Origin of the sequence: Arsukibacterium sp. UBA5043, from assembly GCA_002415085.1 — a bacterium.
GTDB lineage: Bacteria > Pseudomonadota > Gammaproteobacteria > Enterobacterales > Alteromonadaceae > Alishewanella.
Genome location: DIBV01000002.1, coordinates 50,994 through 63,096, shown reverse-complemented (window position 1 = coordinate 63,096; position 12,103 = coordinate 50,994). Strand labels below are relative to the sequence as shown.

12 protein-coding genes are annotated in these 12,103 nt (G+C 48.1%); 10 read left to right on the top strand and 2 right to left on the bottom strand.

The window, feature by feature from the left end:
* Positions 1-2: 2 nt before the first annotated feature.
* A complete protein-coding gene (gene hisG, locus B2Q61_RS02420) occupies positions 3-911 on the bottom strand; it encodes an ATP phosphoribosyltransferase (protein WP_290621132.1) in 909 nt (302 codons plus the stop codon).
* Positions 912-1,394: 483 nt separating this feature from the next.
* Between hisG and B2Q61_RS02415 the strand changes: the two genes are divergently transcribed.
* The 7 genes from B2Q61_RS02415 to B2Q61_RS02385 all read left to right on the top strand — a co-directional run bounded on the left by B2Q61_RS02415 (position 1,395) and on the right by B2Q61_RS02385 (position 6,581).
* A complete protein-coding gene (locus tag B2Q61_RS02415) occupies positions 1,395-1,634 on the top strand; it encodes a hypothetical protein (RefSeq protein WP_290622008.1) in 240 nt (79 codons plus the stop codon).
* 106 nt (positions 1,635-1,740) lie between these two features.
* Complete coding sequence (locus tag B2Q61_RS02410) at positions 1,741-3,678, top strand: ATP-dependent DNA helicase (RefSeq protein WP_290621134.1); 1,938 nt, start codon at positions 1,741-1,743, stop codon at positions 3,676-3,678.
* A gap of 1 nt (position 3,679) precedes the next feature.
* Entirely contained in the window at positions 3,680-4,366 is a 687-nt protein-coding gene (tsaB, locus tag B2Q61_RS02405) for a tRNA (adenosine(37)-N6)-threonylcarbamoyltransferase complex dimerization subunit type 1 TsaB (protein WP_290621135.1), read from the top strand.
* A gap of 62 nt (positions 4,367-4,428) precedes the next feature.
* Entirely contained in the window at positions 4,429-4,734 is a 306-nt protein-coding gene (locus B2Q61_RS02400) for a hypothetical protein (RefSeq protein WP_290621136.1), read from the top strand.
* An 86-nt stretch (positions 4,735-4,820) separates the two neighbouring features.
* Complete coding sequence (locus tag B2Q61_RS02395; RefSeq protein ID WP_290621137.1) at positions 4,821-5,561, top strand: SDR family NAD(P)-dependent oxidoreductase; 741 nt, start codon at positions 4,821-4,823, stop codon at positions 5,559-5,561.
* Positions 5,558-6,100, top strand: coding sequence for a DUF2878 domain-containing protein (locus tag B2Q61_RS02390; RefSeq protein WP_290621138.1), 543 nt, complete (start codon positions 5,558-5,560; stop codon positions 6,098-6,100). Before B2Q61_RS02395 ends, B2Q61_RS02390 begins: the two co-directional genes overlap by 4 nt.
* The gene (locus B2Q61_RS02385) at positions 6,081-6,581 is read left to right on the top strand and encodes a chalcone isomerase family protein (protein ID WP_290621139.1); all 501 of its coding nucleotides are present in this window, start codon (positions 6,081-6,083) and stop codon (positions 6,579-6,581) included. The genes B2Q61_RS02390 and B2Q61_RS02385 overlap by 20 nt, the downstream gene beginning before the upstream one ends.
* A 35-nt stretch (positions 6,582-6,616) precedes the next feature.
* Here the strand turns inward: B2Q61_RS02385 and B2Q61_RS02380 are convergent, their stop codons facing one another.
* Positions 6,617-7,927: an alkaline phosphatase gene (locus B2Q61_RS02380; RefSeq protein ID WP_290621140.1), complete on the bottom strand. Its 1,311-nt coding sequence runs from the start codon at positions 7,925-7,927 to the stop codon at positions 6,617-6,619.
* A 221-nt stretch (positions 7,928-8,148) separates the two neighbouring features.
* Between B2Q61_RS02380 and B2Q61_RS02375 the strand changes: the two genes are divergently transcribed.
* The 3 genes from B2Q61_RS02375 to rnd all read left to right on the top strand — a co-directional run bounded on the left by B2Q61_RS02375 (position 8,149) and on the right by rnd (position 12,019).
* Positions 8,149-9,003, top strand: a complete 855-nt coding sequence (locus tag B2Q61_RS02375; protein ID WP_290621141.1) for a class I SAM-dependent methyltransferase — start codon at positions 8,149-8,151, stop codon at positions 9,001-9,003.
* A 178-nt stretch (positions 9,004-9,181) separates the two neighbouring features.
* Positions 9,182-10,837, top strand: a complete 1,656-nt coding sequence (fadD, locus tag B2Q61_RS02370; protein WP_290621142.1) for a long-chain-fatty-acid--CoA ligase FadD — start codon at positions 9,182-9,184, stop codon at positions 10,835-10,837.
* A gap of 45 nt (positions 10,838-10,882) precedes the next feature.
* Positions 10,883-12,019 (top strand): ribonuclease D, encoded by a 1,137-nt coding sequence (rnd, locus tag B2Q61_RS02365; RefSeq protein ID WP_290621143.1) that lies wholly within the window; start codon positions 10,883-10,885, stop codon positions 12,017-12,019.
* Positions 12,020-12,103 lie beyond the last annotated feature (84 nt).

Genomic DNA, 12,103 nt, shown 5'->3' with positions numbered 1-12,103 from the left:
AGTTACTCCATCATTTTTTCAATCGGCAACACTAAAATAGAGCTGGCGCCCAGTGCTTTTAATTGTTCCATGGTTTCCCAGAACAGGGTTTCGCTGCTTACCACGTGGATCGCTACCATACTGTCGTTGCCAGCCAGTGGCAGCATGGTCGGGTTTTCTGCACCAGGCAGCAAGGCAATCACTTCATCCAGTTTAGTGCGGGGCGCATGCAGCATAATATATTTGCTTTCATTGGCCTGCATTACGCCATTAATTCTCGGCATCAGCTTGGCGATCAGTTTTAGCTGCTTGCTGTCGGTTAACGCTTTACGCTGGATCAGCACAGCCTTACTGCGGTAAATGACATCCACTTCTTTTAAGCCGTTAGCTTCAAGCGTGGCGCCAGTTGACACTAAATCACAGATTGCATCAGCTAAACCAGCGCGGGGGGCCACTTCAACAGAGCCTTTTAAATTAACAACCCGGGCCTGAATACCTTGCTGCTTTAAATAGCGGCCCAGCAGTCTTGGATACGTTGTGGCAATGGTTTTACCGGCAAGTGACGCCGGGCCCTGATATTCATCTTCCTGGGGTATTGCTATTGATAAGCGACAGCCACCAAAATCGAGTCGTTTTAACACGGTGTAGTCGAAACTGTCATTATCCAGCTGCCGTTGCAGCGATTCTTCTTCAAGCACGTTTTCACCGACGATGCCTAAATCACATACACCGTCCATCACCAGGCCCGGGATATCGTCATCACGAACCCGCAGGATATCAATATCCATATTCTCAACATGGGCAATCAGCCGCTGCTCACGCAGGTTGATTTTTAAACCGCAACTGGTAAATAGAGCCTGAGAATCAACCGATAAACGGCCAGATTTCTGCATAGCGATACGTAAACGTTTACTTTCTGTTGCCGGACTCATAATGGTCTCCATGACGATATCTGAAAAAATAAATACATTAATAAACAAAAACCCCGGGCCTGAGCTCGGGGTTTTTGTTACGTTACCACCGGAGCGCCAGACCTCTGCCCTCCGAAATTTCGGACGGCTAGTACCTGTGATGATGGTGCAGCGCGATAACGTTTAGCATTTTTGTCTTTCTTGCGAATTAATATGTTATACAAGTTACCTGTGAAGCGGCAAAAGCGCAAGGGTGCTCAGCAAAATACGAGCAGCGGTGAAAAATCGCAATGATATGATATTTAAGCATTATTATTTGGTTGTTAAAAAAATAAATGAATTTATTTTTTTAATGTTTCGCGGAAACGTGAATTTAAAGGTTAAAATGCGCTCAACTTGTATAGTCAATGCACTGGTAGCTTAAGATATCGCTAGTCAGGCCGATATATAAATTAACGTCAGAGTAACAGGGACTTTTGTCAGGGGGGAATTATGGATGCTTTTATGCCATTTATACCACGTGTACCGGGTACGCCAGTCGATCCTGATCCGAGACAGGTTGTGCCGGTATTTAAAGAAGCCAGGTTAAGTCCGATAAAACAACACGAACAGAAGTTTCTGATCCTGCGCCGCCCGCCACCACGCCGGGGCAACGTGAACGAGCAATATCCTGAGCCCCCCTACACCACACCGGAAGAAGATCAGCATGTTGATAAAGATGGTCATCTGGATATTTTTGTCTGATTTTTTCTGCTGAAAAAGGCATAATAGCGCTCTTTTAACGTGCAGGCGCCGCAGTGACGATCTTGAATTCCAGTATCTACCTACCAAACGATGTATTCGCAAAACTATGACTAGTACTCTGGCCAGGCAGGTACTGGCAGCGTTTGCAGTAAAAGGCAAGCTCGCCAGCAATATCAGTGGTTTTAATCCGCGTGCTGCTCAGCTGCAGATGGCCGAAGCGGTTGCCGCTGCTATTAGCGCTAATTCAACGCTGGTAGTAGAAGCAGGCACCGGCACCGGCAAAACCTATGCTTATCTGGTACCGGCCTTGCTTGCCGGTAAAAAGGTTATCCTGTCGACCGGAACCAAAAACCTGCAGGAGCAATTGTTCTTGCGTGACTTACCAAAAGTGCAACGGGCGCTGGCCAGCCCCATTCATACTGCGCTGTTAAAGGGCCGGGCAAACTATTTATGTTTGTTCCGCTTAGAGCAACATTATAACCATGTTCCGGTACAGGATGAGCAATTAATCCAGGACTTAAGCCTGATCAAAAAATGGTCTGCAGAGACCCAGTCTGGCGATATTGGTGAGCTAAGTTATATTGCGGAAGATTCAAAAGCGCTGCCCTACGTTACCAGTACTACGGACAACTGCCTTGGCAAAGATTGTCCGGTGTATGAAGATTGCCATTTACTGAAAGCCCGCAAAAATGCGCAGGCAGCCGATTTAGTTGTGGTTAACCATCATTTATTCTTTGCCGATCTGGCCTTAAAAGACACTGGCTTTGGTGAGTTGCTGCCGCAAATGGATGTGATTATTTTTGATGAGGCGCATCAACTTCCTGATATCGCCAGTGACTATTTTGGCGAGCAGGTTTCAAGTCGTTTGCTGCTGGATTTATGTCGCGATCTGGAGCTGGCTTGCAAATCAGAGTTACGCGACCATCCGCAATTAGTAAAAGTGGCTGAAAAGCTGGCCAGTTTAGTTCGCGACTGGCGCTTAGTGTTCAGCGCCGAGCCAAGCCGCGGTAACTGGCGCGATTTAGTGCAGCAAACGCCAATGCAAACCGCACTGACCCGGGTTAATGATGCAATGGATATGCTGTATCAGGTATTGAAAGGCAGCCTGGGCCGCAGTGACACGGTAGACAGTGTATTTGAACGGCTGGCGCAGTTGAAAAACCGGTTGTTGAAAATGCAGGATTTACAGCAAACCGGGGTAAGTCTATGGTATGAAACCACTCGGTTGCATGTCAGTTTGCATTTAACCCCGTTAAGTATTGCCGCGCGCTTTAAGGCGATAGTAGCAGCCGACAAGCGGAGCTGGATTTTCACATCTGCCACCTTGTCAGTAAATGAAGGTTTCAGCCACTATACCGCTCAGATGGGACTGGACGATGCGCAAACCCTGCTGCTTGAAAGCCCCTTTGATTACGCCAGTCAGGCCATGCTTTGCCTGCCGCGTTATTTACCCGAACCTCATCAGCAGCAAATGGGGCCAGCGTTACTGGCGTTAGCAGTAAAGCTGATTAAAGCTAACAACGGACGCTGCTTTTTCTTATTTACCAGCCATCGGATGTTGCAGTGGATGGCATCGGCACTTCCTGAGCATATTAGTCAGCCCGTACTGGTGCAGGGCAGCACAGGGAAACGCTTACTGCTGGAGCAGTTTGTGACGCTGGATAATGCCGTGCTGCTCGGCACAGGTAGTTTCTGGGAAGGGGTGGATGTACGCGGAGATACCCTCAGCTGCGTGATTATTGATAAACTGCCGTTTGCATCCCCTGATGACCCGCTGTTGCAGGCGCGCAGCGAAGACTGCCAGCGTCGCGGCTTAGACCCCTTTAGCACCGTGCAGTTGCCACAGGCGGTAATTACCTTAAAGCAGGGAGTAGGGCGGCTGATAAGGGATGTCACCGACCGCGGCGTACTGGTTATTTGTGATAACCGACTGGTAACCCGGCCTTATGGCAGTGTATTTTTGAAAAGCTTACCGCCGATGCGTCGTAGTCGTTCTCTTGATGATGCGGTGGCGTTTTTACAACAAACCAGACAGGAACAATAAGGTGAAGTTACTGGCATTAGATACCTCAACTGAAGCATGTTCAGTGGCACTGCTGCATCAGAACACGATTATTGCCTTGGACGAAGTCTGTCCACAGCAACATAGTAAACGGGTGCTGCCAATGATTGATAGCATCCTGGCAGATGCAGGGCTTAGTTTACATGCGCTGGATGGCATTGTGTTTGGCCGTGGGCCCGGTAGTTTTACCGGTGTCCGGATTGGCGTGTCGGTGGCACAGGGTCTGGCGTTTGGCGCTGATTTACCGGTATACGGTATCTCTACCCTGGCAGCTATGGCCCAGGCTGCGGTGCGGCTATATCAGGCCAGACAAATCGTTGCCGCCATTGATGCCCGGATGGCGGAGGTGTATCTGGCCAGTTTCAGCTGTGACTCTGACGGTGTATTACGGCAATTAAGTGCGGAACAGGCGGTAAAACCAGAACAACTTTCGCCGCTTGGCCTGACGGGAGAGGTGATTGCGGTGGGTACCGGCTGGCAAACCTATGCCAACGCGTTGCAGCAGGCCCAGCAGGCCAGGATTGCCAATGATATTTTGTATCCTTCGGCACAGGATATGCTCAGCCTGGCGCAAATTGCTTATGTGCAAGGGCTCTTTGTCAGTGCTGATCAAGCCGAACCGGTGTATGTAAGGGATGAGGTGAGCTGGAAAAAGCTGCCTGGTCGATAAAGTTCTTGGTTAAACCTGTAAACTGGTTATAATTAAGCCAGTTTGCTTACTATGAAGAAGTTATGAGCCTGACTGTTAATCAAAGCCTGAATGCTCCAGCCAATGTTGCCAGTGTGTTTGCTGGCACAGAGCAGCGTCGTGCACCCTTGCTGGAAGAAAAGCGTGTAGTTACGCCGCAGGGTGACGGTATCAGAGCCAGTCAGCAAGCGATTAACCTGCTTGATAATGAACAAAGAGCTAAGCAAAACAATTTTCAAAACGCTAATTCCAGTCGCGGCCAGCAAGCTGTTGCGGCTTATCAAAGCCAGCAGAATGAGCAGCGCCGCGCCGAGGTTCAGTCATTACTAGGTGTAGATCTTTACGCCTGAGCCAATCCAGTCGCGCTATCGCGCCGTACCTCTCTTATAACTACTTTGTTATCTGCTGCCATGCAGCGATCTTATAAGGATGTATTATGGCTAAAACATGTCTGATAACCGGTGCCAGTTCTGGTATGGGAAAAGCAACCGCGCTGCATTATGCCGCCAATGGCTGGCAAGTATATGCAGTTGCGCGCTCGACCGACAAATTAGCTGAACTGGCTAAAGGTAACAGCCACATTAAGCCGGTAAGTTTAGACGTTACCGACAGCGTTGCGCTGGCAAACTGGACGGCTGGATTACCGGCCGGCCAAAAATTAGATGCGGTAATTCTAAATGCCGGTACCTGTGAATATGTCGAAGTGGCAGATCTTGATCTGGCAGCATTTGAACGTACCTTTGCGGTCAATGTGCAGGGAGTGGTTGCCTGCACCCGCTATCTGCTGCCACTGCTAAATAAAGGCAGTCAACCAACCCTTGCTATTGTCAGTTCGATGTCTCATTTCTTCCCTTTTACCCGCGCCGAGGCTTACGGCGCCAGTAAAGCGGCGGTAGCTTATTTTGCCGAAAGTTTACGGGTTGATCTAACAGATACCGATATCAACGTCTGCTTAATTGAACCAGGCTTTATCGACACCCCGCTTACCCGCAAGAACGAATTTGATATGCCGTTTTTGATGGCACCAGAGGATGCGGCCAAGCGCATTTTCAATGGTATTAACAATAAAAAAACACGGTTACGCTTTCCCCGTCGCTTGAGTTTTCTGTTAAAAACGCTGGGATTACTGCCATACAATCTGCGCAATAAAGTTGCCAGTAAGATGAAACAGCAATGAGTAATGTCAGCTCTTCACAATTGGCTACCGGATATTTAAGCCCGCCTAAGGGTATTCACTGGCGTTCCATTGTTGGTTTCGAGCTGGCATGGCTGGCACTGGTATATTTTCAGAGTTTGGCTATCGTTCCGGCCATTGCTTACGGAATGTATGGCATCTATTGCCTGCCGGTGCGAGCCAGGATGGCGGTGCTGTTTATTGGCCTGGCGGGTGTGGCAACAGACACCCTATTAATGACGATGAATGTTATTTCGTTCAGTGGCAACACATTATTACCCGTCTGGTTTATGTTGATTTGGGTGTTGTTCGCCCTGGCAGCAGTAGAAACCATGGCAGGTTTTTTACGGCCGTGGTGGCTGGGCTTTATTCTGGGCGCCACCGGAGGGCCACTATCTTACCTTGGTGGTGCGGCACTCAGTGGCGGGGTGTTACAGTTCCCACTGGCTCATTGGTCGTTTGTGGTGCTGGTGCTGGTATGGGGTTCCCTTGGGGTGGCATTGGGCTATAGCAGGAGGTTTTATGCACAAGGTATTAGTTAGTTTACTGGCGCTGGGTTTCAGTACCCTGGTGGTAGCCACACCAGATCTGAAAACGATAGGTGAGGGCAGTTATCGCTATTTATTCTGGCAGCTTTACGATGCCAGGCTGGCCAGTACAGATGGTACTTTCAGTGATTATCAGCAAAGCCGGCCATTGATGCTGGAACTGACATACAAGCGGGATATCAGTAAGAAAGAGTTTATAGAAGCCACCGTAGATCAATGGCAGGAGCTTGGTCACAGCACGGAGCAACAACAGCAATCTTGGGCGGCTACTCTGAATGAATTATGGCGTGACGTTGCTGATGGAGACCGGCTGGCAGCGCTGCTGACTGAACAGGGGCAGGTTCGATTTTATTTTAATGGCACCGATATCGGGGTGGTAGAGGACACTGCATTTGCGCCGGCATTTTTTGACATCTGGCTTCATCCTGAGACCACGGCACCAAAATTACGGCGCCAGCTACTGGCAGCAGAGTAACCCGGCCACGTCTGCTGACCGGGTTGGCGAGCTGGCTAATGGGGCTGAGTCTGCTGGATATACTGAATAAGTTTTTTGGCAATAGCAGTATTATCCATAAAGCCATTAAATTCGCTGGCATTTTTGCCATAGGCCATTACCGGGACATCGGCGGCGGTATGGCCGCCGCTGGTCCATCCGGTCAATGATGCTTCACTGATAAACTGCACTATCTGGCCTAGGCCAATTTTTTCGTCTTCATTTTTAAGCGCCGTCAGCAGCAAATGCAGTTGTGCTTTATTCAAACTAAGTCCCGTTAGCTCGGTAAAACGTTTGCTGATGTCCTGCTGGTTTTCGAGTTTTCGCAGCTGCTGTGCGATGGCCCGGCCCGTGGCTTTAACTTTTCGGATGACCTCAGTACGCCATTGATAAACCCCATTGGCACCCAAAGACAAGCCGCCGGTTTCATGATCAGCCGTGATAATGAGTAGCGTATCAGGATTGGCATCGACATAGGCCCTGGCAACCTGAATGGCCTGAGCGAAATCGTGCATTTCTGCCATGGCACAGGCAATGTCATTGTCGTGGCCGCACCAGTCGATCTGGCTGCCTTCAATCATTAACACGAAGCCATTATCTGCGCCTGACAATAGCTGCAACGCTTTATCGGTTAGGGTGGCCAGCATGTTAACCACCTCAGAGTTAAGCGCTGCAGGCAGGGCATCTTCAGAAAGCAAAGCAAGCGCGGGTAATCGGGTTATACTGTCAAGCTGAAGAAAGTTATCAGTGTACTGATAACCGAGCGCGCTAAAACCCTCGATTAAGTTTCGATCTTGCCGCGCAAAATATTTACTGCCACCGCCAATAATCAAATCAGCGACGGGCTTGCCGTCAATCCGGTAATCCAGATACATATCGGCAATATCGTTCATATTGCGCCGACTATTACTGTGCGCCAGAAATGAGGCTGGGGTGGCATGATTCACCTGTGAGCTGGCAACAATGCCATTGGTTTTACCCAGTCTTTTTGCCAACTGCATCATGGTGCCAATAGGTATATGTTGCCGGTTAACAGATATCGCACCATTATAGCTTTTCACTCCCGTAGCCAGGGCCGTTGCGCCTGCCGCCGAATCGGTTACCAGAGTATCGTCATCCGGGTAAGTGCTGGCCATGCCAGTCAGCAAATCGTCAAAAACCGTATTGGCAACCTTTGTCTGGTCAGGTTGATGCTGGTAATAACGGTACGCTGCAACATATGACGGTCCCATACCATCGCCAATCATATAAATAATGTTTTTCGGTGCGGCAATGGCAATCACCGGCAATAAACTTGTTAACGCAAGAGATAAAAAGACTGAACGCATGGTATAAACCTTTATCGTGTTCGATATTAAGCAGAGTGTACGGCAACAGTGTACGTTGACCAAGTGCCTTGCGACAGGCAAACATCATTTTACTTTAAGACTGTCAAATAGGTGTTTTGCTGGACAATTTTCGTCATGGCAGGCTATCTTAGAACGAATACGTAGTATTGTGGTCCAACGAGTGTGATGTATAGCAAGCTGAATAGTGGTAAAAGGAAGCTATGAAAAAAATAATAATAAACATAGTACTGACAGTAGTACTGACAATCGCATTTAGCCTGGCAGCGCAAACACAGGCAACTGAAGCTGATCCGCGGCAAAAATTAAGTGAACTGGCGCTGCATAGTGAGCGCAGTTCAGAGCATATAGCCCGTAATCAATATAGACATCCTGCTGATACCCTGCATTTTTTCGGATTAACACCTCAAATGTCAGTGCTTGAAGTGTGGCCAGGTCGGGGCTGGTATACCGAAATACTGGCACCCTATTTGAAAGAGCAGGGGCAATTCACTATTGCTCAGTTTAGTCGTGATGATGGTACGTTGAAGGACGAGAGAGCAAAATTCTGGGCGCGCTTAAGTGCCGGACTCTCTGAGCGGATTTCTGAACAGCAACAATATTTTGGTGTGGTAAATCAAGTAGAATTCGAACCTCCCTATTTTGAGCCTGCATTAGCCCCCGGCCAATTTGATATGGTGCTGTCGTTTCGTAATGCTCATATCTGGGATGAAAGAGGGCACTTATCTGCTACCTTACAAACCTTGTATGACCTGATTAAACCCGGTGGCGTGCTGGGCTTGGTTGAACACCGTGCAGCAACGTTGTCAGACACCACCAGTGTGGCGGTGGAGGGGTATCTGGACGAAGCTTATGTTATTGCAGCAGCTGAGCAAGTTGGCTTTGAGCTGGCTGAGCGCAGCGAAATTAATGCAAATTTACTTGATACTAAAGACCATCCTAAAGGGGTATATACCCTGCCACCAACTCTGGCACTGGGTAATTATGACCGGGAGCTTTATCAGGCCATTGGTGAGAGCGACAGAATGACGTTGAAGTTTATTAAACCGGCTAATTGATGTTGATTGGCGCCAACTGCAGTAAGCTAATTGTGCAAGACGGGCAATTGTGGGATGATTAGCGCTAGAGTAAATACTCAATATCAGGCTTATTACCCGGCAATAAGATACTAAAAAGTATTGCGGGTAGCCTTATTTATAACTATAAAATAATAACCTTAAAAGAAAGGAGTGGACGGTGGATAAAGTTTGGTTAAAGCGTTACCCGTCAGGTGTGCCCGCAGAAATTGATGCTGATCATTACCCTTCCCTGCTCGATATCTTCACCCAGAGCATTAGCCAGTTTGCTGATAAAACAGCATTTATCAATATGGGTAAAAGCATTAGCTATCGTGAACTGGACAAATTAAGTAAAGCCTTCGCTGCTTATCTGCAAAAAGAGCTTGGCCTGAAAAAAGGCGATGCAGTAGCCATTATGATGCCCAATTTACTGCAGTATCCGATAGTGTTAATGGGTGTACTGCGAGCGGGTTGCACCGTTGTAAATGTTAACCCCCTTTATACACCGCGTGAGTTACAACACCAGCTGTCTGATTCACAAGCAAAAGCGATTGTTATCGTTGAAAATTTTGCTCATACTCTGGCGTCAATTGAAAAACAGGTTGGGCTCGAGCATATTATACTGACTAAAATGGGTGATATGTTGGGGTTGGTGAAAGGCAGTATCGTCAATCTGGTGGTAAAACATATTAAAAAGCTGGTTCCGGCTTACTCCCTGAATAAGACTATTACTTTTAATGACGTGTTGGAAAAAGGCCAGCATTTAAAATATCAGAAGCCGGATATAATCGGTGACGATATCGCCTTTTTACAATACACCGGTGGTACCACCGGTGTATCAAAAGGTGCCATGTTGTCGCATCGTAATATGGTGGCAAACCTGGAACAATGTAGTGCTTTTCTCGATTGCTTTTTAGACAAGGGCAAAGAGCATGTTGTTACCGCGCTGCCGCTGTACCATATCTTCGCATTAACCGCTAATTTCTTTACCTTTTTTAAATATGGCGGCACTAACTTATTGATCACGAACCCGCGTGACATGCCCGCGTTTGTTAAAGAGCTGGCGAAGTTTCCGTTTACCGCTATTACCGGGGTTAATACCTTGTTTAACGGTTTACTGAACACTCCTGGTTTTGCTGAGATAGATTTCAGTCGCTTAAAATTGTCTCTGGGTGGTGGAATGGCGGTGCAACGACCCGTTGCGGAACGTTGGAAAAAAGTCACGAAAACCCGTTTGCTCGAAGGGTACGGTTTAACCGAATGCTGCCCGCTGGTAACGTTGAGTCCATTCGATTTAGACGATTTTAACGGTAGTATTGGTTTGCCTGCGCCGTCAACGTTAATTCGGTTAATTGATGAAGAAGGTAATGATGTCGCTGTTGGTGAGCCGGGCGAAATGCTGGTGCAGGGGCCACAGGTTATGTTGGGATATTTAAACCGCCCTGAAGAAACAGCTAAAACCGTTAAAGATGGCTGGTTGTATACGGGTGATATTGCCACGATGGATGAAGAGGGGTTTTTCTTCATTGTGGATCGTAAAAAAGACATGATTATTGTTTCAGGCTTCAACGTATTTCCGAATGAGATCGAGGAAGTTGTCGCCATGAATGAAAAAGTATTAGAAGTGGCTGCCGTGGGTGTGGCGAACGAAGCCTCGGGAGAAATCGTAAAAGTAGTTATTGTGAAGAAAGATAAATCGCTGACGGAACAGGAAGTGATCACTCACTGCAAACAACATTTAACGGGCTACAAGGTTCCAAAAATGGTAGAGTTCCGGGACGAGTTACCCAAAACCAATGTTGGTAAGATCCTGCGGCGCGAGCTGCGTGATTAACCCAAAACCGGCAGCAGCCGGTTTTGTTTTTTATGAGATGGATAAATGAGTTACCTGATCACTGATAATCGCGCTCTGGCACAATATTGCCAGAATGCTGCGGGCCAGAGTGTGCTGGCTGTTGATTCTGAGTTTATTCGCCAGAGTACGTTGTATCCCAAACTGGGTTTAATTCAGCTATTTGATGGTAAACAGCTGGCGTTGGTTGACCCTCTGACCATTACTGACTGGCAGCCGTTGGCTCAATTGTTTGCCGATGAAACCATCGTTAAAACGTTGCACTCCTGTACTGAGGATTTGGAAGCGCTTGCGACTATTGGTATTAACCATATCCAGCCGTTATTTGATACCCAGCTGGCAGCAGAACTACTGGGTCTGGGTAGTAGTATTGGTTATGCCAGGCTGGTTGAGCAGGCAACCGGTGCTGTGTTGGACAAAAGTGAGTCACGCACCGACTGGCTGGCCCGGCCTCTGGCCGAGAAGCAATTGGAGTATGCCGCAAACGATGTGACTTACCTGCTCCCTCTGTACCAACATCTGCTGACACAGTTTACCGATCCCGCATTGTTGCCGTTACTGCTGGCAGAAGGGCAACAGCTGCAACAACGGCGGGCAAATCCGTTACCAGCACGGTTAAAGTATCTGGAAATTAAGAATGGCACCCTACTGCGTAGCCGGGATTTAGCCGTGCTGCGCGAGTTGGTAGCATGGCGGCTGGAGTATGCTGCCAGTCGTGATCTGGCTCTGGGCCTGGTGATTAAAGACTTTCAAATGCTGGATCTGGCAAAGCGTAAACCAGGCTCGGTTGAAAGTTTATTAAATATCCCCGGGATGACTGGCCGCGATCTGCGCCGCCATGCCAAAACCCTGATTGAACTGATTGAGTTGGCAAAGCAATTACCGCAAGAGAATTGTCCACAGCCATTTTATTATCCTGAGCATTTTCCCGGTGAGAAAGCCGCGCTGGCTGAACTGACCCAGGCTATCAAAAAAACCGCTGCTGAAACCGCTATACCAGCAGCGTTTTTATCGGTCCGGCGCCAACTGCATGAATATTTTAACTGGTGTTGGCGGGTCACTGATCAAGAACGAATGTTACTGCCGGTACCCGAATACTTAACGGGCTGGCGCCGGCAGCTGCTGTTGCCAAAGTTGCCGGTACCGTTACACGTACAGCCGTAGATCAAAAATCTTGTTTAAACGTTGTTGCTAATAAATCAGATCAGTAGAAAAATTTGGTTAATTCAGATAAAAATTTGCAATAAA

What these genes read in the sequence shown, in the direction of transcription:
- B2Q61_RS02400 (WP_290621136.1), top strand. Translation starts at nt 4,429, where the DNA reads ATGAGCCTGACTGTTAATCAAAGCCTGAATGCTCCAGCCAATGTTGCC.
- B2Q61_RS02375 (WP_290621141.1), top strand. Translation starts at nt 8,149, where the DNA reads ATGAAAAAAATAATAATAAACATAGTACTGACAGTAGTACTGACAATC.
- B2Q61_RS02380 (WP_290621140.1), bottom strand. Translation starts at nt 7,927, where the DNA reads ATGCGTTCAGTCTTTTTATCTCTTGCGTTAACAAGTTTATTGCCGGTG.
- B2Q61_RS02385 (WP_290621139.1), top strand. Translation starts at nt 6,081, where the DNA reads ATGCACAAGGTATTAGTTAGTTTACTGGCGCTGGGTTTCAGTACCCTG.
- rnd (WP_290621143.1), top strand. Translation starts at nt 10,883, where the DNA reads ATGAGTTACCTGATCACTGATAATCGCGCTCTGGCACAATATTGCCAG.
- B2Q61_RS02390 (WP_290621138.1), top strand. Translation starts at nt 5,558, where the DNA reads ATGAGTAATGTCAGCTCTTCACAATTGGCTACCGGATATTTAAGCCCG.
- B2Q61_RS02395 (WP_290621137.1), top strand. Translation starts at nt 4,821, where the DNA reads ATGGCTAAAACATGTCTGATAACCGGTGCCAGTTCTGGTATGGGAAAA.
- B2Q61_RS02410 (WP_290621134.1), top strand. Translation starts at nt 1,741, where the DNA reads ATGACTAGTACTCTGGCCAGGCAGGTACTGGCAGCGTTTGCAGTAAAA.
- B2Q61_RS02415 (WP_290622008.1), top strand. Translation starts at nt 1,395, where the DNA reads ATGCCATTTATACCACGTGTACCGGGTACGCCAGTCGATCCTGATCCG.
- hisG (WP_290621132.1), bottom strand. Translation starts at nt 911, where the DNA reads ATGAGTCCGGCAACAGAAAGTAAACGTTTACGTATCGCTATGCAGAAA.